This window comes from Fulvivirga imtechensis AK7 (assembly GCF_000331535.1).
GTDB classification, from domain to species: Bacteria; Bacteroidota; Bacteroidia; order Cytophagales; family Cyclobacteriaceae; genus Fulvivirga; species Fulvivirga imtechensis.
Genome location: NZ_AMZN01000006.1, coordinates 159348 through 179415 on the forward strand (window position 1 = coordinate 159348; position 20068 = coordinate 179415).

The window sequence follows — 20068 nt, forward strand, 5'->3', positions numbered from 1 at the left end:
TAGAAACATGAATTTTTTAAAAAGAAGATCCCTTTGGGGAATGTTATTGGTATTATTAGTAGCTGTTACCACTTTAGGTTGCAAGAATGATGATGATGATGATGAGGTATCTACTGAAAAATTGCTTATCGGAACCTGGACGGCCTTAGGTGTTGAAAGAGTAAATTGTACCAGTGCTGATGATAACGGCACCGTTACGTTAGATTGCCCGGATTTTTGCCTGGTTTTAACAGTTAATAGCGATGGTACATATGAAGACGTTTATACTGATTCGGGAGATATCACCACCACTACCGGAAAATACACAGTATCTGGCGATACCATAACTATTTGCGATGATCATGACGCAGACTGCACGTCCGTAACATTTACATTATCGGGGGATACACTGGTTATAACCAATTTAGAGGAGGATAGCGGCTGTGATGTTGTGTTGACATATACGAGGAATTAAGACCTTATTCTCATATTGTTATTGTTACATTTCTTTCGATAAACTCAAGGGAAAGTTGGACGTTGTGTGTTACTTTTTTGTAGCCATGATTAATAGCCTGAGACAATACATGGCCTCAGAGGAGATCAAATATGGCCAGTGGGGGGACAAATTAGGTATTCAATCCACAATCTCCGAGTCAGTAACCGAAATATCCGTATCCTCATGCATCGAAATATCCGGATAAACAGGATACCATGAACCTCCCTTGTTGTTACGGATAATGGATTGGTCAATGACAATATTGCCGGTATGATTGTTGGAAACGAAGAAAATGGCTGCCCCATAGGCATTGACTTCGTTTTCTTCAATTATCGAACCAAGTATCCTGAGAGTCATTTCATTGCCATCATTGTAGATAGCGCCACCGCTGCCACCTCCCGGTGTACCGGCCTCGGCAGGATTACCACCATTACCGACCGCGCTGTTATGCGAAAATAGCGAATTGATAATGGTCCATGAAACTCCGATACTGCTGATTGCACCACCATTGGAGCCTGAGTTGCCGTATCCCTCTGCACCTCCGAAAGTGCTGTTGACAACATATACGGGCCGGTCCTGGTATTGATCAAAAACCCGTATGGCGCCACCACCGAGATCAGGGCCTGTGGAAGCACAAATGTTGTTGAAAAAACGGCAGTTGACTACCTTCAACTGTCCGCCTCGTGCCCAGATAGCCCCACCACCTGTGTACTCTGTTTCTGAAGAGGAGTTTCCATTTGCAAATGTGATATTCTGAACGGTGAGTCTTGGATGATCCTGGTCCTGGCAGTGCGAGGTGGTCCAGTTTTGGTCTGGATCGCAGGTATTCATGTAGAGTATTCTTCTTACGCCACCACCACTCAGTGTTATCAGGCCACCACCGTCAATAACAACTTCATTGTTAGCGTCATTAAATATCTTCGCGGTTTCCGGTAATATAATTGTTAAAGGCTCCTCACCACAGTTAAATACAATCTTACCACCTTGTGCAATGGCCTCTACTACCAATTGGCCCGTGCAACTCTCGGGGGTGCCATTACCAATCACCTGGTCGGGATTGGTGATGTCCGCCAGTCCTGCTTCCATTGGGATCGGATATTTGCCATCAGGGTTTCCTGCGGGTGGTCCATCTTCTGGATTGGCCAGAGGATTGTTAATGGTAGTATTGGTTGGGGTGTCATCATCACTGCAAGCGGAGACTATTGCTGCCGTTGATAACATGACAATGAGTAGCCTGGCACAACGTATAGACAAAAGGTTTTGTGCAAGCGGCTTCATGTAAATATTAAGTTAGCTGCAATTTATAGTATTGGCAAGTTTAATTTGCTTAATCGTCAATTTAATTTTCGGTTTGTCAATCTCTCTATTTATACCAAAAAATACCGCAGCTTGGGTATTTCATTTATCGTTTAGTACACCTAAATTGACATTAAAAAATGACTGCTATGTTCAGGTTCCCGTTTGATCCCACAGATATTCAACAGCTAATAGATCTCCTTCGTGAAACAATGGAAGCACACCGAGACCCGGCCGTAAGGGCTAAATTGGCTGGTTTTATAAAAATTCTTGAAGGATGGTTAAGAAGGCGACCTACCTGGCGACAAGCTTGGAGAGTGTTGGGTGACATATTAAAATGGGCAAGGGGAGGAAGGCCTGTCTCCGGAGTAATAGAAACAGCCTCAAAAATGATCCTACAAATGTGGGATAAAATGTTTTTCAGATTACCTTGGGGAGGTTCAGCAGCAGGCGTGGGCGCTGCGGCGACAATCATGGTGTTAGCATTGGCTTTACTTGGTTATTCCATATATAAAACTGCAACTGCACCTTCTCTTGAACATCGTGGTGGACCATCATGCATGATTCAGCCTGTAGCAACTGATCTCGGGCCTGTAAGTGACTGGGGAATAATTGCGAATGAAAAGGAGCTTTTTGACAACGTAATGAAAAAAGCGCAAGGGCAATGTGATCAATACTCTGCTCAATGTGCTGGAGATTGTGATCCCCCTCTGGAATGCAAACCAAACGTGTCCCTTCAGGATTTTGATATTAGCAATTACCTTGTCTATCGAAAAGTGACATTTGAAAAATTCAATTGTACATGTGAATGTCTTGAGTAAATCTTCTGCGCATTATAATATATTCCGTTCGTTTTAGTGACATAATAGGTTATTTAGTTCAACTAAATTTTTCGGTTTATAACTGGCTTTCATGCTTTTTATACACAACATTCCTTTCTTTGAGGTAGTTGAGTATATAGCTAAAGCATGCCTCATGCTTACCAACCAGCTCCGGTGGAAAAACTCCTTTGTCGGTAAATAAGCCTTCCAAAACCATATTGGCTGCTGCTGTCGCGGTATACCCGGTTGTTCTGGCCATGGAAGAGGTTCGTGTATGGGGATCGTATTCATCATACAGACTGTATATTACCTTCTTCCTTTTGCCTGTCACATCTTTGCCCTCTACAGTAACGCGCATAATGGTGAACTCAGGTTCAGTTTCCCCTAATTTCCATTCCTTAAAGAGAATTTTGGAAGTAAAATCAAGAGGAGAGAGCTCAGTATCATTGTTTATCCTAATCTTTTTGGTATCGAAAAAGCCGGCTTCTCTTAAGGCCAAAATGTGGTCGACATGTCCGGGATAGCGGAGTGTTTTTTCCTTCATGTTGGGAATATGAGGCATGGTATGAATAATAGATCTCAATCCATCGGAATTAAAGGCTTCCAATGTTCCTATTTCATTGAATTGTATAAATTCTACATCAGAAAGCGCGGGTTTTACTATTTCATTGCCATTTTCAACGTATCGGGCAGGTCTGGTGTATTCCTCGATGACATCTATAGGAGAAAAGGGAGCTTTATAAAAAAACGGCCATTTTTTTATTTTCGGAAGTCCACCTACGAGACATTCGAAATCTGTAAGCTCCAGTAATTCATTCTCATGTCCTAATATGAGGTTGTCCATTCCGGGGGCCACACCGCAGTCGACAATGGCAGTAACTCCATTTTCTTTAGCCAGGGCATCCAACTCCAGCGCATTTTCAGGAAAGAATGAAATGTCAATGACATTTTTCCCGGCTAGGATAATCTGCTTCAGGGTATTGTACCCCAAAAAGCCAGGTATAGCACACACCACCAGGTCGAAAGGGGCCAACAGTCGTGTGAGTGCATTTTTATCGGTTACATCTAATGCTTGGGTATTTATCGAATTGTTTTTGGTACTAATCTTTCTTAAAGCATCAGTATTAAGATCGGTGACTGTTACTTCATGTTTTTTAGACAGATCGAGGGCAATGGCGCTGCCGACCATGCCCGATCCAAGTACTATTATATTGCTCATGTTTTTATGTTAAGTGAAAGATGAATTCAGAGCCCTCTACAGGCCATGGACGGAAGAAGTTGGGGTACTTCTACAGACCTGGAATTAATACCCAGGGCATTTTGCTTGAGTCGGAAATGATGCGAAAAGAAGTTGCTGTCGTCACAGGTTGAAGATAACCAATTCAAATCAAATAGAGCCTCAATTAAACGTATAAATTTAGTGTTGGATACTTCCGAACAAAGATAGGCGCCTGGCCTCATGCGGTGTCAGGCATCAGGGAGATTCCTGATCTCCGCTTCGCTGCGTCAGGAATGACGAAAAGGGGAAGGACTACGTCAGGAATTACACAAGGACGTCAGAAATGACGGCTCATGGAAGAAATTTTCTTGCAAAAACGCTTAACTGGTTAAGTTATTTTTTATATTTACTTAACTAGTTAAGTATTTAAAATGAAGAACGATTATTTAAAAGAATTAGGCCACTTGGGCATGATCGCGAGACTCAAGCGGCTGAGTGACAATATGCTCTATAGCATCAGAGATGTTTATAGGATCAAAAACATTGATATTGAGCCCAACTGGCACTTTGTATTCCTGATTCTGAAGGATCACAAAACAAGAACCATGTCTGAAATGGCTGAAGCCTTCCAACTGTCACAGCCTGCAGTAGTTAAGATCATCAATAAGATGAAGAAAAGGGGTTACATAGATATAGTTCAGGATGGTCATGATAATAGAAAACGGCAATTGCGGCTTTCTAAAAAAGCAGTTGATCTGTTGCCCATGTTTGAAACGATATGGAGTGCCGGACAGTTATCAATCCGGCAAATGCTTCAGGATAATGAGCAGTTTTTAGCTGAGCTAGAGTCACTCGAACAGCAACTGCAACACAAAAGCTTCAACGAAAGAATACTTACAAACCTTAAATGCCAGGAAAAATGATAGGAAACACGCCACTGATCAAATTAGAAAAGTTGTCGGAGCCGGGCTGTGCCGAAATATATGTGAAATATGAGGCTGGTAATCCCACAGGCAGTATGAAAGACAGGATGGCTTTATCCATGATCGAAGGAGCCGAACGAAGGGGAGAGTTGCGTAATGGCGGCAGGGTAGTGGAGTATACCGGAGGAAGCACGGGCAGCTCACTGGCTATGGTATGCGCTATGAAAGGTTACAAAGCCCATTTTGTATCTTCCGATGCTTTTGCTGAAGAAAAACTCCAAACCATGCGTGCATTTGGAGCCGAGCTGGAACTGATACCGAGTGGTAATGGAGCAATAACTGCTAAGTTGATCGATAATATGGTGGCCCGAGCCAGGGAACTAAGCCGATCGCCCAATACTTTCTGGACGGATCAGTTTAACAATGTAGACAATAGAAATGCCTACCATCATATGGCCAGGGAGATCATGGATGTACTAGGCGCCGGAATAGATGAATTCATCATGGGAGTGGGTACAGGAGCCTGCTTTTCAGGCAATTCGGAGGTGCTCAAAAAGGAAATTCCCGGCATCAGGTGTATTGCTATTGAGCCAAACCAGGTACGGGCACTATCAGGTGGCGATACCACCGGAAAGCATAAGCTGGAAGGGATTGGGGCAGGTTTTGTTCCTGCTATATGCAGGTTGGATCTTGCCGATGAGATAATTGCTGTTACTGATCAACATGCCTACGATACCGCCAGAAAGCTGGCAAGGATGGAAGGAATATTCGGTGGCATCACTTCAGGAGCCAATGTATGGGCCGCAATGCAACGCGCCAGGATCATAGGCGCAGGAAAAAAGATCGTAACCATTGTTGTTGATTCCGGATTGAGGTATCTTCATGGAGATCTTTACAGGTAGACTGTAGACTGTAGACTGCTCATTATCTCTTAAATAGCCATGGAGTCTCAAAAAAAAGTTAAAATATTTGATAAACAGGCTAACCGTTATGAGAGATTGCGCAGGAGGGGGTCGCCAGATAAAAAGTGGCGTAAAGTGCTCCTTGAAGGTGTACATGGCAATATCCTGGAAATTGCAGTCGGAGCCGGTGCTAATTTTGAATTTTATTCTCAGGGTAGCACCGTTACCGGACTTGATTTTAGCGCTGCTATGCTCGAAAAAGCTCGTCAGGCAGCCAAAGAGTATCAAATACAAGCAGATCTTCGTCAGACGGATCTCGATGAATGGGAGGGGGAGTGTCAGAAATATGATTTTGTAGTTTCCACGTTATGCCTTTGTGCTTTTGAGGATCCTGTACAAGTAATCAAGGCCATGGCTAACTCATGCAAATCGAATGGCCGGCTGCTGTTCATGGAGCATGGCCTCAGCAAGTACGCACTTCCGGGTATAGTTCAAAAATGGCTGGATCCTATCAATTACAAATTTAATGGCTGCCACATTAACAGGGATATGTCGGCCATTTTTCACTCTTCGGGAGTTAAGGTGCTTAGCATGAAAAGAAAATTATTTGGAATAATTTATCTCATACAAGCGCAGCCCTGATAGCTGCTTACATTTCAATGTCTCTGATCCAAAATAAAACCTGATCATCCGGTAACCCTCGCTTTTTTGGATGCACTAATCCATAGTAACATTTCACCAATATTTTTGAAATCAACTATAAAACATCCAATGGCATGAAAACAATATATATAATATTTCTGAGTGTGGCTATGGCCTGTATTTGCAGGGCGACTAACGCACAGCTCATTGACAAGTTGGGTAAAAGGGCAGAAAATGCTGCTGAGCGAACTGTGGAACGTAGAGTGGAGAAAGAAACAGAGAAAAAGACAGACAAGACTCTCGATAAGGTATTCAATAAAAAAGATAAAAAGAAAAAGAAGGAAGCTGATCCGGTTCAGGAGCAGAAATCAGGCCCGCAGGCGAAAGACCAAACTTCCTCACCAGGAAAGCCTAAGGGTAACGCAGGTCAGGAGATTGTTTCAGGCAGCACCTTTTTCCCTGGCGGGAATATTATTTTTGAGGAAAATTTTGCTCAGGATGCTCAAGGTGATTTTCCTGCGAACTGGGAAACTACATCCGGGGGCGAGATCATCCTGGTTGATCAACAAAAGGCACTGAAATTCTATCCAAATAGCCTTTGCATGGCGAATACCGGTGAATTACCGGAAAATTACGCCCTCGAGTTTGACCTCATCACTGCTAATCTCAACTACAAAGAGCTAAGTGGATCGGAATTCAGAGTGCAATTTGTAAATGAAAATAAGCTTAAAATAGACCAAAAGCAGCGTTCTGAATTCCATTTCTCTTTATGGCAGGGCAGCACGGTATCCGATAAAATACATGTAGAAAACTATGGTGCCGAGAATAAGATAAGCAATAACATCAACTATAAGATGAACAGCAAGTTCAACAAGACGGTGCATTTTACTGCGGTGGTGAACGGTAAGCGGTTAAGGGTTTATCTTGACAATGAAAAAGTAATCGATTTACCCTCTTTTTTACAAAACAATGTAGGCAGATACGTTCAGTTTTACCTGAAGGGCACTAGTCCTGCCCTTGATCATATTGCGGCTATAGCCAATCTGAAAATTACCGAAGAGGGGGAAGACCTGCGTTCCATGATCTTAAAAGGAGGATTTAGCACAACCAAGATCCTGTTCGACAGCGGGTCCGATCAATTGAAATCATCTTCATTTACTTTTTTAGATAAACTGGGAAAAACATTGGAGAGTGATGGTACTCTGAAAGTTACTATTGTTGGTCATACCGATAGCGATGGCGACAGTAAAGCCAATCTTACACTGTCAGAAAAGCGGGCTATTGCGGTTAAAAAATACCTGCTGTCAAAGTTTTCGATCAATGACGGCAATCTGCAAACGGAAGGAAGAGGTGAAGGTGAGCCTGTATCTGACAATACTACTGCAGAAGGTAAGGCAAAAAACAGAAGGGTAGAATTCAGGAAAATTTAAATTAATTTAGAAATGCTGACGCTAAACTGTTTCCATGTCATGATGACAAGAGCCCGTATGGGGGCTCTTGTCACCATAGCATTGCTACCGGGATGGCTGACAGCTCAGGATAATTTATTTTTTAGTCCCAATCATGAGGAGACCATTGTGGACGAGGTGTCAGTGGGGTCCAGCCATATGCGTGTCCGTCCGCAACCGTTCAATCCTTCCGAAACGGTTTCATTTGATAAAAGAATGACCTTCTCTGCGCATACCGGAGCCAGGGGCAGCACTTCTCAGTTCCTGGTCAACTCTGAAAAAGGTTATATGGGTATGGATAAAACCATGATGGAGAATTTTTCAGGAATAGAACTACCTGATAATGATCAGCTTAGGGTGTTCTACAGAGTTACCGCCACAAATGGCAAAACCTATTATTTTGTGGAGATCAACGGAGAAAGACAGGTGATCAATCGTTTGCCTGGCGATAATATTGAAATTGATCATACCAATATGTCGGTGAAGAAGTTCGATCAAAATTATTCTCATACCGGAAATACGCTCAGTGTAAGCAGCCAAAACTACCAGTCAAAAGAATATACCGCCATATCACCAAATACGGGCGTTCCGGTCATGGTATATGTTTCGGAACAAAGCTCAACCCGCATCAATCCTGTAAAAGTGCCCAAAACGGTGGGCATATTTGGGCTGGGATATATCTATCATGAAAATAAGACCCAACTGGTGACACGTATTGAAAATGATGAAGGAACAGCAGAGCTGGAGCGAATAGAAAACACCAATATTTCATTTAATGGAGAAGAATATGCCAAAAGGGAAAATAAGCTGACTGAAAAGGAAGTAAGGGACAGTGAATTGATAGAAGATGTGATGACAAAAAAGCAACAGGATATCAACAGTATGACTGACTCCAGGGCCGATATCAGGAATATCGAGCAGCAGATTTTGAATATTGAGAAAGAAAGGGAATCGAAGCGTAAACGGGCTATGAATAAATACATCGATGATGACGCTCCGGCAGAGAAAAACAGTCAATATGCAATGGAGGCTTTTGACCCAAAGGATGATATCACCATAAGAAAACTGGAATGCCAGAAGAGGGTGCTCGAAATCAACCGATTGCTGGACAGAATAAATTCCAACAATCCGGATTACAGCCGGCTACAAAATGAAAAGAGCTGTCAGGAGCAAAAGATTGATGCCTATAAGCAGGCTGAATTGGAGATGATAGCCATAAAAGAAAGACATGGGGACAATGTGGAAGAGGCTAACAAGGAGAAGATGAATTATCACTTCATGCAGGTGGTACCCATTATCTATGCCAGGCCATGTGTGTTTTAAATCCGGCATAATTCCAGAGGTCAGTGGCTAACCCTCCAAATGATGCCGGTAACATCATCGGTAACTAGCAGATTGCCGTCCGGTAATACCGTAACACCTACCGGACGGCCATATACTTTTTCTTTGTTTAGGTTATCTATAAAGCCGGTGAGAAAATCTTCGGATTTTTGCACCGGCTTTCCACCATCGAATGGCACAAAAATAACCTTGTACCCGGAAAGCGTAGAGCGGTTCCATGAGCCATGCTGAGCGATAAATGCGCCACCATGGTATTTTTCAGGAAAGCCTTCGCTATCATAAAACACAAGACCTAAAGAGGCGGTATGAGACAGGAGTGGGAGATCGGGTACTACGGTGTTTTCAACGATAGGCGGCTTCTCCTTTACTCGTGGTTCATCATGCTGCCCAAGGTACACATAGGGCCATCCATAAAATGCACCTTCTTTAACATGTGTCAGGTAATCAGGCACCAGCTCATCGCCTAGCATGTCACGCTCATTAACAACCGTCCATAGCTCATCCGTACCCGGCAACCAATCCATTCCTACAGGATTCCTTAATCCACTCGCATAAACTTTCAGCTCCGAGCCATCCGGATTAATTTCCAGGATGCTGGCTTTTAAAAATTCTTCTTTCAGGCCATGTTCAGCCACATTGCTACCCGATCCAACTGCGATATAGATCTTGGATCCATCTTCATTGGCAATGATATTTCGGGTCCAGTGCTGGTTATGCTTTCCTGCGGGAAGGTCTGTTATCTTTTCTCCTTTTTCATTAATATTGGTTTGCCCGGCTTTGTATGGGTAGCGCCATACGGCATCTGTATTGGCTACATAAAACCAGTCACCCAGCACCAACATACCGAAAGGTTGATTGAGATTTTTCAAAAAAGTAGTACGCACTTCAGGGATACCATCATTATTTGAATCGCGAAGCAGCGTAATGCGGTCGGCACTTTTTTTAAGGTTTTTAGACTTGTGGGCTCCAATGATCACCGCTCCGATTTTTTTGATCAGGCCGTAGTTTGAGTTGCTTTCAGCCACCAGCACATCTCCGTTTGGAGTCACATACATCCATCTCGGATTTTCCAGTTTGTCAGCATACATATCAACAGTAAATCCTTCGGGTGCCTGAGGTTTTCTGTTTCCTTTCCAGCCGGTAACGTGGCTGAAATTCATTACCTGCTTGGTGGCGTAGGGGGGTGGCAGTGTGTCATTAGGATTGTCGTCTGGCATCACTTGCTTCTGTGTCACGCATGATGATACCGCGATAATGATCATCAGTGTGCAGGCGGGAAAGTATCGGGAATGCATTTTTACTCTGGTAATTTAATCAAAACGATGTAAAAAAGACTGTAATTACCATGCCAAAATGTATCAAATACTGACATTCAGTTAGTTAATAATAACTTATTATAGAGTTTGTATAGTTTTTTCCACGCTGGAGTTCGTATTGCCGTTCTTTTACTCAATACTCACGACTTCTATATCGAACTCAGGTTAAAATATGATTTTTATCATGTTGAAAGCTAATCTTTAGCAGTCATATTCACGTGTTTGAAACCTTAATTTGCAGGTAGTAACAAATGTTGATCTATGAGTTTACATATAGGCGCTGAACCTGGCGAAATTGCCGAGACCGTTTTGTTGAGCGGTGACCCTTTAAGGGCTAAGTTTATTGCTGAAAATCTGCTGGAAGATGCTGTCTGTTATAATACCGTACGTAATATGCTCGGATTCACCGGCTATCACCATGGAAAGCGGGTATCAGTTCAGGGCTCGGGTATGGGACAACCGTCACTGGCTATCTATGTACACGAACTGTTGCAGTCTTACAAGGTAAAGAACCTGGTAAGAATAGGTACCTGTGGTGCATTGCTTCCCGATATCAGACTCGGTGAGATTATCATAGCTCAGGGTGCATGCACCGATTCGAATGCCAGCAGGTTGCAGTTTAATGGATTGGATTTTGCTCCTTTGGCGGACTTTAATATGTTGCTCAAAGCGTATGAATCAGCCGGAAAAGAGGGCATCAAGGTGCGGATTGGGAATGTTTTTAGCACTGATCTGTTCTATTTTAAAAATGATCCGGAACGCTGGAAGGTATGGTCGGAACATGGCGTTTTATGTGTGGATATGGAAACCTCGGCTCTTTATACCATGGCCGCTGCTGCAAATGCAAGGGCGTTAAGTATACTTACCGTTAGTGATAATATTATAACCGGATCTTTCAGCACGTCAAAGGACCGAGAGCAATCACTGATCGACATGGTGAGGATTGCCCTTGGAGAACTGGACCTGGTAAATGCCTGATGGGGAATTAACACCAACCTACAAGGTTTTGATATGGTTCACAAGCCAACTGTGTTGTGACCTGCCTATCGGTATCCTCTTCTGTCCGATATGCACCTCCTGTGCGTCTATGGCATCTATAGCTTCTAAATTGATCAGGTAAGATTTATGGATACGTGCGAAGTTATATTTCGTAAGTTTTTGTTCCAGATCTTTGAGGATGGCACGAAGTGCAAAGCGCTTTTCTCTGGTAAAGACATTAGTATAGTTGGCGTCTGCTTCCAGGTATAGGATGTCTTGGAACCTTAACTTAACAAGCATACCTCCTGTCCTTACAAATAGACTGTCGTTAAGTACAAATCCTGCCTCTTGTTCCTTTTCTTCCTTTTGTCGGGCTTCATTGGCAAAATTACTTAATGCCATCTCTACCGTGGTAAAGATATTCTTCTCCTCATATGGCTTGACCAGGTAACCATAGGGATGCACCTTTTTGGCGCGATCAAGAGTTTCTTTATCCGCATGGGAAGTAAGAAAAATATAGGGGATCTTGTATTGTTCTCTGATAATTTGTGCGAGCTCGATACCATCGTCACCGCCTTTTAACTCTATATCTAAAAGTGCCAGGTTGGGGGTATGATCCTCAAGAATAGTCAGGGCTTCCCGGGTATTCGCGGCACGACCACATACCTGATACCCCAAACCCAATAGCATAAATTTGAGATCTTCCGCTAAGATGAGATCATCTTCAACAATCAGTATGTTTACTTTATTCAAGGGTTAGGTGTTCAGTTACGATAAGGTAGTACTAAAATAAAAAAGAATCTAAACATAGCCCACAGTAATACCGGTATTTGAATACCTGTTTTGGTGATGACAATCTTACCTGCTAATGATTCATATCATCGCTAAGCGTGGGGGAAAAGCGGTAATTGTGGTTTGGAATGAAATTTCGCAATCAATCCACCTAAATTTTTTTGTTATGAAAAACCAACAGACCTTAAGTTGTTTTACTCTTAATCAAAGGAGAAGAACACGTCCCTACATGAATGGTCATGAAAAGATAAAACCATACAGTGGTTTTATCATTGTCAGACTTTCTGATCAGTTTGCATACCTTGATGGTGAAAATCTCAAAGAATTCGCTAAAAAGAATAAAATGGATAAAATCTCAGCTATTCTTGAGAAATATCCTCCAAAATCTATCAGAAGAAGCATCAAAAGTGTGCCCGTTTCCCGTTTGAAAGAACTTGAAACCAATGCACAGAAATCGGATTTCCCGCCTCTTAACAGCCTTACTAATTATTGGAGGTTAGACTACCGCAATTTTGAAGGCAGTCTTGATGAACTTGTACATGTGTTTCAGGATGCCTATGAAATAGAGGTGGCCTACAAGGAAGCTTCCGTTTCTGACCCGTTGATCAATGCTGCCGATGATACGCTGGCGGCACAGCAGGGATACCTGGAAGCAGCTCCGGATGGTATTGACGCACGGTGGGCATGGACACAGCCCAACAGCGAAGGCGTGGGCGTAGGCCTGGTTGACCTGGAGCAGGGTTGGATCCCAGGCCATGAGGATCTTGCTGCCGCTGCTCCTTCCCTGGTGTTCAATGATAACCTGCATGGTGTAGGAACTTATATCGGTGACCACGGTACCGCTGTGCTGGGAGAGATCATCGGTGTTGATAACGACCGTGGTGTTGTAGGTATCGCTCCTTCTGTAAGCTATGTGAAAATGGTGTCACACTACGAAGCTGCCACTGGTACAGCGCTGCACGTAGCTGATGCCATTGTAGCCGCCATCACCAATATGAATGCCGGAGATGTACTCCTTCTCGAGGTGCAAAGAAACTACTTGCCCACAGAAACAGACAGCGCTGATTTTGATGCTATCCGTTTGGCAGTAGCAAATGGCATTATCGTAGTGGAAGCAGCCGGTAACGGCAACAATGACCTGGATACATGGGTAAATGGTGCAGGCTTAAACTATCTCAACAGGGCCAGCATGGATTTTCGCGATTCCGGTGCTATCATGGTGGGCGCTTCTACCGCAACAGTGCCTCACAACAGGGCATGGTTTTCCAACTATGGCACACGTATAGACTGTTATGCCTGGGGTGAAGACATCGTGACTTCGGGCTATAGCAACAGACAAGGAAATACATCCCTTGGGGGAGCGGCTACGGGTACCTTTAATGATGACTACACCAGTACGTTTGGCGGCACCAGTGGAGCGTCACCAATTATTGTAGGAGCTGCGTTGACCCTGCAGGGCATGTACAAGGCTACCGCGCTTACTCTGCTGTCACCTATGCAAATGCGATCCCTGCTGTCAGACCCGGCTACCGGCACTCCGCAGGGTGGAGCTGTTCTGGGTAATATAGGGGTAATGCCTAATTTGAGAGCCATAATCGAGAACACGCTGGAGATTACGGCTGATATTTACATGCGAGACTATGTGGGCGATACCGGAGTTGTGCCCAGCGCTGGTGCCATAAGCGCCAGTCCGGACATAATCGTTACCCCGGCACCTGTGGCCGATCCCACATTGGCGTTTGGTGAGGGTAGTGGTACTGAGAACTCCAATACGCTGGGTTCCACCGTGGAGTTTGGTCAGGATAACTACATTTATGTAAGAGTGAAAAACAGGGGTGGCAGTGCCGCAACCGGTGTTACTTCAACCGTGTACTGGAGCGAAGTATCCACATTGATCACCCCGAACATGTGGAATCTTGTCGGTACGTCCAATCCTATCAATGTGCCTGTAGGGGATACCCTGATGGTCACTGACCCGATCACCTGGGCGAGTGCAGACATTCCTGCTACAGGGCATTATTGCTTTGTTGGCATTTTGAACCATCCGCAAGATAGCGCTCCTCCGATTCCGGGTCCCACCAACTTCGATTGGAATGATTTTACCAACTTCATTCGTAATCACAACAACGTGACCTGGAGAAACTTCAATGTAGTAGATGTTGACCCTAACGAGCCTAATGCTGCTTTAGAGTTTAACATCACCGGAGCGCCAGATAAAAGAAGGTACTTTGATCTGGAATTGCAAAGAGCATTGCCCCGTGGTGCAGAACTTTGGCTCGAGCTTCCATACAACCTCTTTGCTTCAATGAATATCAAGGGCATAGAAGCTAAAATTGATAAAAAGAAGTTGTCGGCAAGTGTATTACTGCCTAACCTGAGAAGGATCAGGTTGTGTAACCTGTTGATTCCAAAAGGAGCTAAGTACAAATGCAGGTTCATGGTGTCTGGTCGTCAGGGCTTTGAGAATGGCATGCACCAGATAGCCGTCCGTCAGATTCATGACAAACTGGAAGTAGGTCGCATTACCTGGGCGATCAGGCCTAAGCAGTATAAACGAGATAAAAAAGCAAAGTAAACTCTAATCAGTGTCTATATGAAAACTCTGAGTGGCTTTAAGAAAATGTTCCCGTTAAAGAGCGGGATGAAGTGCCAAAAAGCGGAGTCCCGTGCCGTTGTTACAGTTGTCGGGATGGGTATCTTTGGGACGAGCATAACGCAGATATTGGCGTTTTCTTATAGACACTAAGTATAATTAACCTGGCTTTGGCCGCTTGGCCCATGCAGGCATCATTGCTATGCAGCATGGGTCGAACGGCTTTTTTATTTTAAGGCCTGAATATAAACGTAGTGAAATCAGCGTAGATCTTTAGATTCAGGAGAACCTTCCAACTCCCGGGTCATTCGCCTGATTACCCGGTCCATCTCCTGAGATTTTTCGTGGTCACTCTGATGCTTGTTGATTAAGCCTTGTATGTTCACGGCATCAATCAATTTCATTATTTGTTTCAAAATCGGCTGTCCAACAAAACGAATCTCTTTATCTTTACTCATGTCTATGTTTATTTGTGGAAAAACAAACATAAGACTTTGGGCGAAACCTCTGGGGAGTAGCCCTCTTTTATATTATTTTAGTCGGTCAGTAATGATATCTTTAATCAATTTTGCTATGTCGAACTCACGTTAATTGATGATGCCGGTTTGATGGAATACGAACATATGGATTCCTGAGTTTAATTTTTTATCACTAAAACCTTTCCCTCTTCACCAGATCTCCCTCAGCATTATAAAACTTCCATGTACCGGATTTCAGGTTGTTTTTATAGCGGCCTTTGATGATGATATTGCCGAGGCTGTCATATTCCAGATAGGTGCCATGCTTCAGCCCATTTTTAAGGGATACTTCATACTTAAGCTGGCCGTTAGGGTAGTGGTCACTCATGTTTTTGTCGCTGAGGTCATCGGGTAAGATATCTTCTATGGCTATGGATTCTTCAGGTTCTTCTGTAAAAACAGTGTCCGCAGACTGCTGAATAGCGCTGGCGAACAGGTCGTTCCATATTTTTACCTGTTCATAGTTCATATACTCAAAAATGATTTCATGAGCCAATAGCTTTCCTTTTGGTTTAAACTGAATACCGATCATGGGAAAGCTCTCCAGATACTCACGATGGGCATAAATAGCCTCATAGGATTCCCTGTCCAGAAATTTTTTGCTGTCTGCTATTAATTGCCTGGGATTAATGTAAACAAACAATGTTGATTTATCTTCAAACCGGCTCATGTAGTCGCTGAAATCACTGTTGCCACTCAGTGTAGCTTCTTCGTTATACCTGGTGATGATCTTGCCTAATGTTCTGGGAGAATTACTGAATACCACATAATCTCCCACTATAGCATAGTAAGGCTTTTCTATTTTAGAAAAAGCCCTGCCAAAGATGATCTTGAAAAAGCCCTTCACCGACAGAAAATTGATCTCATGATCTTTATATTCGATGCCATTAAACTTTACCGGAGTCTTTTTTCTGATCTGGTCTTTAATAAAGTTTAGGTTTTTGACGGCTTCATCCACACCTTTGTGCTTAAGGGCCAGTGCAAACTCTGCTACCGCATGAGGATTGTCGGTGCTGAGCTGAATAAATCCTATTTCGTCATCCATCCAGCTCAGAAAGTGCTCTTCAATGCTGATGCCTAAAAACTTTTCCAACTTCCTTTTATTTTCCTGATACGATTTACCCTCTTCTGAAGAGGCTACTGTTTCTACCAGATGTTGGTAAAACTTTTCCGCCTTATTAAATCCAAGGCTCACGAAATAAGAGGTGTTATCAGGTGCTATTTCAGGAAGTTTGATCCTGCCTTTACCTCCCTTATGCAGGGCATGTAGCATGGTAGGTACAGAATCAATCACATTGGAAAGGCCACTCATGGTAAAATGCTCGTCACTCATATCGAAGTTGATACCAGTATAGACCGTTGATTCCAGGAAGCTGAGAGCTGCAGATTCATCTTGCGTAAGCCATTGCTGTAAAAAGGCGGTGAAATATTTGTGCTGTAGATACACGGTGATCTGGTCGTCATCCATACGTCTGTTTACATCCAGAAAATACAGATCCCGCGCTATCTGAGGCTCATCTTTCTGATCAATAGATTGCTCTATCAGGGTATGGGTAGTGGAGACAGATAATAGGTTGTCATTAAAGTTAAGGTAAATATGAGTAGGGGAGTTCTTAAAGCTTATGTCAATGATCTCACCTCCATGGTAATCGCGCGTTTGCACAGCGGTAGTTTCATCTGTCAATTGGTCGATATAATTTTTTAGGAAATTAAACTGCATGGCCTTTTGCAGATCGATGATATAAAGGTAATCGTATTCATTTCTCCTGACCTCATGAATGGAGATCACTACCGGTCGGGCAGCTACCATTTCCCAAAGCATTTCGTTCTCCTTCATTTCCGCATTCATGCTGTCGATACTATTACCGATCTCAGCAAGATATGTATTGGTTTTCAGGTAGTTCCATATCTCGTTCGAAGTAAGCTTTTTCCATTGTGTAAACGGATCATCCATTTTTATGACCACTGCCGCATTGGCTGGTACTGCATTCAACGGATCGTTTTTCTTGACAGGTGAGAGATAAAAGAAATAGAGGTATATGGCACCGGCTATAACAACTACAATTAACAGGACTATCAATACTTTCTTCATAAACAAACTGATTATGCAGGTTCTTTAACGCAGGATAAAAGAATTATTTTAGAAAAGCCAGTGAAATAGTGGTTTGAGTCATTTTTATATACATAACTACGTACAAAGGCCTGTCTGTAAGAAAACGCCAATGTCTGCGTTACGTGGAATGTAAGAATATACCGAATAAAATTTTGTCAATGACAAATTGCGTAAATTGCAAACGATTGCGTGAAAAAAGTCCATTTTCAACGGTCGTAATTACTACTTTTTTCTAATAGTTTGCCTAAATTCATTCTTTCATACAATGAATTCCAGCAAACTTATATCTTATGAAGAAAGAAGAATCAAACGAACAAAAACTAAACAGGCGGGCATTTATTAAAAGCACAGGGTTGTTTGCAGCCGGTGTAATGATTGTCCCCAGCCACGTGGTTTCAGGATTGGGCCACGTTCCGCCAAGTGATAAATTAAATATTGCGGGGATCGGTGTTGGAGGGATAGGCAGGAGCAACCTGAGAAACATGAGCAGCCAAAATATTGTAGCATTGGCTGATGTAGATTGGAAATATGCCAGCGCTTGCTTTGGAGATTATCCCAATGCAAAAAAGTATAAGGACTATCGTAAGATGTTAGAGGAGATGGATAAAGATATTGATGCGGTAATGATCGGAACACCTGACCATACGCACTATGTGGCTACAGCGGATTCCATGAGGGCCGGCAAGCATGTATACTGTCAAAAACCCTTAACCCATTCGGTATATGAATCGCGCATGCTCACAAAATTGGCCAAAGAAACAGGCGTTGCTACACAAATGGGTAACCAGGGTAACTCCAGTGACGATATGCGCAAAGTGTGTGAGTGGATATGGAATGGTGAGATTGGAGAGGTAAAAAAAGTAGATGCATGGACTGATCGGCCAATATGGCCGCAGGGTCTTGAGCGGCCGTCAGAAAAAATGGCCGTTCCGGAAACGCTCGATTGGGACCTGTTCTTAGGGCCTGCACCTTACAGGCCTTACCATTCAGCATATACACCATGGAACTGGCGCGCGTGGTGGGATTTCGGTACGGGAGCTTTAGGAGATATGGCCTGTCATATTATGGACCCTGTTTACAAAGCGCTCGAGCTGGGCTATCCTTATGCATTTGAGGCTACATCTTCCCAGGTAAATACCGAAAGCGCTCCTATTGCAGAAAAGGTGACCTACTATTTCAATGAAAGACCTAAAAAAGGCAAGATCAATATGCCGGCAGTTGAATTTACCTGGTATGACGGTGGATTAAAGCCAGATAGACCTGAAGGTCTGAAGCCCGGCCTGTATCCCGGAGACAAAATGGGCTGGGGAGGCGCTATTTTCCATGGAACGAAAGGAACACTTATCTGTGGTACATACGCTATGGATCCATTTATAATCGGACGCGAAGACAACCCTCCACCAACAACAGGAGAGTTGCGAAGAATACCAAATGCGATGGAAGGCGGCCATGAAATGGATTGGGTACGTGCTTGCAAAGAGGGTAAGGCAAACCGTGTAGAGGCAAGTTCCAATTTTAATTATGCAGGTCCGCTCAATGAGGTAGTAGTAGCAGGAAATCTTGCTGTAAGGCTACAGGATCTAAGGAGAAGGCTTGAATGGGATGCAGAAAATATGAAAATCACCAATATTGGCGAAAATGAGGATATACGGGTGGTATCAAGCGATAAGTTTGAGGTGATCGATGGTCATCCTCATTTTGATACTAAATATGAAACCATAAATGCCAAAAGTGCTGCTGAAAGCTATGTGAAAAGAGAATATCGCCAAGGCTGGAGCTATTAAATTAAATTTAAAAACAAAAGAACGATTCGAATTATGAAAATCAAATCCTTACTATTTGTAATTGCCATATTAGTTTCTCAGGCATGTGGCACTAAATCAGGAGAAACCGAAGGAGAAACGACTGATACAAATGCAGTTGATGAAACAGAAGCTGTTACTGAAGAGCAAACCTCATTGAATACCTTATCCGAAAAGGAGAAGGAAGACGGCTGGATGCTGCTGTTTGATGGAGAATCCTCCAAAGGGTGGCGTGGCTATGGAAAAGACAACTTTCCATCGGATTGGCAGGTGGTTGACGGTACCTTGTACATGGCTGCTTCTGGAAGGGGTGAGGCCGGTTCTAAAAACGGTGGAGATATCATCTATGACAAGAAATTTAAAAATTTCGATCTGAAGCTGGAGTGGAAGGTATCGGAAGGCGGTAACTCAGGTATTTTTTATTTGGGACAGGAAACAGATGACTATGATTTTATCTGGAAAACTGCTCCTGAAATGCAGATTCTGGATAACGAACGCCACCCGGATGCCAAACTAGGTAAAGATGGCAACCGCCAGGCAGGCTCCCTGTATGACATTTATCCTGCAAACCCGCAGAATGCCAAGCCTGCCGGTGGGTGGAACCAGGTAGAGATCATTGTGTATAACGGCACAGTCGTACATAAACAAAATGGAGAAACTGTGGTGGAGTACCATCTATGGACCCCGAAATGGAATGAAGATGTGGCGGCCAGCAAATTTCCCGGACTCAACGAAAATTGGGCTGAAGTAGCACAAGAGGGCTATATCGGGCTACAGGACCATGGTGATGACGTCTGGTTTAGAAACATAAAGATCAAAGAACTTTAACTTTTAATTAGTGTCTGTAAGAAAACTCTAAGTGGCTTTAAGAATGAAGTCCCAAAAAGCG

Annotated in this window: 17 protein-coding genes; 11 read left to right on the forward strand and 6 right to left on the reverse strand. The window is 43.4% G+C overall.

Features of this window, described 5'->3' with window-relative positions:
- Positions 1-7 precede the first annotated feature (7 nt).
- Positions 8-454, forward strand: a complete 447-nt coding sequence (locus tag C900_RS02495) for a lipocalin-like domain-containing protein (protein WP_009577980.1) — start codon at positions 8-10, stop codon at positions 452-454.
- A gap of 159 nt (positions 455-613) precedes the next feature.
- On the opposite strand, the gene C900_RS02500 is transcribed toward C900_RS02495, so the two are convergent.
- A complete protein-coding gene (locus C900_RS02500; protein ID WP_040495304.1) occupies positions 614-1753 on the reverse strand; it encodes a hypothetical protein in 1140 nt (379 codons plus the stop codon).
- A 167-nt stretch (positions 1754-1920) separates the two neighbouring features.
- Between C900_RS02500 and C900_RS02505 the strand changes: the two genes are divergently transcribed.
- Complete coding sequence (locus C900_RS02505) at positions 1921-2592, forward strand: hypothetical protein (protein ID WP_009577983.1); 672 nt, start codon at positions 1921-1923, stop codon at positions 2590-2592.
- A 76-nt stretch (positions 2593-2668) separates the two neighbouring features.
- Here the strand turns inward: C900_RS02505 and C900_RS02510 are convergent, their stop codons facing one another.
- Positions 2669-3811, reverse strand: coding sequence for a saccharopine dehydrogenase family protein (locus C900_RS02510; protein ID WP_009577984.1), 1143 nt, complete (start codon positions 3809-3811; stop codon positions 2669-2671).
- Between the two features lie 431 nt (positions 3812-4242).
- Between C900_RS02510 and C900_RS02515 the strand changes: the two genes are divergently transcribed.
- From C900_RS02515 to C900_RS02535, 5 genes are all read left to right on the forward strand, one after another.
- Positions 4243-4734 (forward strand): MarR family winged helix-turn-helix transcriptional regulator, encoded by a 492-nt coding sequence (locus tag C900_RS02515; RefSeq protein WP_040495308.1) that lies wholly within the window; start codon positions 4243-4245, stop codon positions 4732-4734.
- Positions 4731-5636, forward strand: a complete 906-nt coding sequence (locus C900_RS02520; RefSeq protein ID WP_009577987.1) for a PLP-dependent cysteine synthase family protein — start codon at positions 4731-4733, stop codon at positions 5634-5636. Before C900_RS02515 ends, C900_RS02520 begins: the two co-directional genes overlap by 4 nt.
- Positions 5637-5675: 39 nt before the next feature.
- Positions 5676-6278 carry a class I SAM-dependent methyltransferase gene (locus tag C900_RS02525; RefSeq protein ID WP_040495313.1) on the forward strand — a complete coding sequence of 201 codons (603 nt, stop codon included), beginning with the start codon at positions 5676-5678 and terminating at the stop codon, positions 6276-6278.
- A 134-nt stretch (positions 6279-6412) separates the two neighbouring features.
- Positions 6413-7708 carry an OmpA family protein gene (locus C900_RS02530; protein ID WP_009577989.1) on the forward strand — a complete coding sequence of 432 codons (1296 nt, stop codon included), beginning with the start codon at positions 6413-6415 and terminating at the stop codon, positions 7706-7708.
- Between the two features lie 39 nt (positions 7709-7747).
- Positions 7748-9049, forward strand: a complete 1302-nt coding sequence (locus C900_RS02535) for a hypothetical protein (RefSeq protein WP_157493857.1) — start codon at positions 7748-7750, stop codon at positions 9047-9049.
- A gap of 20 nt (positions 9050-9069) precedes the next feature.
- On the opposite strand, the gene C900_RS02540 is transcribed toward C900_RS02535, so the two are convergent.
- Entirely contained in the window at positions 9070-10284 is a 1215-nt protein-coding gene (locus tag C900_RS02540; RefSeq protein ID WP_009577991.1) for a PQQ-dependent sugar dehydrogenase, read from the reverse strand.
- Between the two features lie 360 nt (positions 10285-10644).
- Here C900_RS02540 and deoD point away from each other — a divergent pair, with 360 nt between their 5' ends.
- Positions 10645-11361 carry a purine-nucleoside phosphorylase gene (deoD, locus tag C900_RS02545; protein ID WP_009577992.1) on the forward strand — a complete coding sequence of 239 codons (717 nt, stop codon included), beginning with the start codon at positions 10645-10647 and terminating at the stop codon, positions 11359-11361.
- A gap of 18 nt (positions 11362-11379) precedes the next feature.
- Here the strand turns inward: deoD and C900_RS02550 are convergent, their stop codons facing one another.
- On the reverse strand, positions 11380-12114 hold the full coding sequence (locus tag C900_RS02550; RefSeq protein ID WP_009577993.1) for a LytR/AlgR family response regulator transcription factor: 735 nt from the start codon (positions 12112-12114) through the stop codon (positions 11380-11382).
- A gap of 205 nt (positions 12115-12319) precedes the next feature.
- On the opposite strand from C900_RS02550, the gene C900_RS02555 reads away from it, so the two are divergent.
- Positions 12320-14728 carry a S8 family peptidase gene (locus C900_RS02555; RefSeq protein WP_157493858.1) on the forward strand — a complete coding sequence of 803 codons (2409 nt, stop codon included), beginning with the start codon at positions 12320-12322 and terminating at the stop codon, positions 14726-14728.
- Between the two features lie 278 nt (positions 14729-15006).
- Here C900_RS02555 and C900_RS02560 read toward each other — a convergent pair whose 3' ends face one another.
- Together C900_RS02560 and C900_RS02565 are read right to left on the reverse strand one after the other, a co-directional pair.
- Positions 15007-15204 (reverse strand): hypothetical protein, encoded by a 198-nt coding sequence (locus C900_RS02560; RefSeq protein WP_157493859.1) that lies wholly within the window; start codon positions 15202-15204, stop codon positions 15007-15009.
- Between the two features lie 193 nt (positions 15205-15397).
- Positions 15398-17356: a toxin-antitoxin system YwqK family antitoxin gene (locus C900_RS02565; RefSeq protein WP_009577996.1), complete on the reverse strand. Its 1959-nt coding sequence runs from the start codon at positions 17354-17356 to the stop codon at positions 15398-15400.
- Between the two features lie 311 nt (positions 17357-17667).
- Here C900_RS02565 and C900_RS02570 point away from each other — a divergent pair, with 311 nt between their 5' ends.
- Entirely contained in the window at positions 17668-19161 is a 1494-nt protein-coding gene (locus C900_RS02570; protein WP_009577997.1) for a Gfo/Idh/MocA family protein, read from the forward strand.
- A gap of 33 nt (positions 19162-19194) precedes the next feature.
- On the forward strand, positions 19195-20007 hold the full coding sequence (locus C900_RS02575) for a 3-keto-disaccharide hydrolase (RefSeq protein WP_009577998.1): 813 nt from the start codon (positions 19195-19197) through the stop codon (positions 20005-20007).
- Positions 20008-20068: the final 61 nt, after the last annotated feature.

Coding starts and splice junctions, on each gene's coding strand:
- C900_RS02495 (WP_009577980.1), top strand. CDS start 8: ATGAATTTTTTAAAAAGAAGATCCCTTTGGGGAATGTTATTGGTATTA.
- C900_RS02500 (WP_040495304.1), bottom strand. CDS start 1,753: ATGAAGCCGCTTGCACAAAACCTTTTGTCTATACGTTGTGCCAGGCTA.
- C900_RS02505 (WP_009577983.1), top strand. CDS start 1,921: ATGTTCAGGTTCCCGTTTGATCCCACAGATATTCAACAGCTAATAGAT.
- C900_RS02510 (WP_009577984.1), bottom strand. CDS start 3,811: ATGAGCAATATAATAGTACTTGGATCGGGCATGGTCGGCAGCGCCATT.
- C900_RS02515 (WP_040495308.1), top strand. CDS start 4,243: ATGAAGAACGATTATTTAAAAGAATTAGGCCACTTGGGCATGATCGCG.
- C900_RS02520 (WP_009577987.1), top strand. CDS start 4,731: ATGATAGGAAACACGCCACTGATCAAATTAGAAAAGTTGTCGGAGCCG.
- C900_RS02525 (WP_040495313.1), top strand. CDS start 5,676: ATGGAGTCTCAAAAAAAAGTTAAAATATTTGATAAACAGGCTAACCGT.
- C900_RS02530 (WP_009577989.1), top strand. CDS start 6,413: ATGAAAACAATATATATAATATTTCTGAGTGTGGCTATGGCCTGTATT.
- C900_RS02535 (WP_157493857.1), top strand. CDS start 7,748: ATGATGACAAGAGCCCGTATGGGGGCTCTTGTCACCATAGCATTGCTA.
- C900_RS02540 (WP_009577991.1), bottom strand. CDS start 10,284: ATGCCAGACGACAATCCTAATGACACACTGCCACCCCCCTACGCCACC.
- deoD (WP_009577992.1), top strand. CDS start 10,645: ATGAGTTTACATATAGGCGCTGAACCTGGCGAAATTGCCGAGACCGTT.
- C900_RS02555 (WP_157493858.1), top strand. CDS start 12,320: ATGAAAAACCAACAGACCTTAAGTTGTTTTACTCTTAATCAAAGGAGA.
- C900_RS02560 (WP_157493859.1), bottom strand. CDS start 15,204: ATGAGTAAAGATAAAGAGATTCGTTTTGTTGGACAGCCGATTTTGAAA.
- C900_RS02565 (WP_009577996.1), bottom strand. CDS start 17,356: ATGAAGAAAGTATTGATAGTCCTGTTAATTGTAGTTGTTATAGCCGGT.
- C900_RS02570 (WP_009577997.1), top strand. CDS start 17,668: ATGAAGAAAGAAGAATCAAACGAACAAAAACTAAACAGGCGGGCATTT.
- C900_RS02575 (WP_009577998.1), top strand. CDS start 19,195: ATGAAAATCAAATCCTTACTATTTGTAATTGCCATATTAGTTTCTCAG.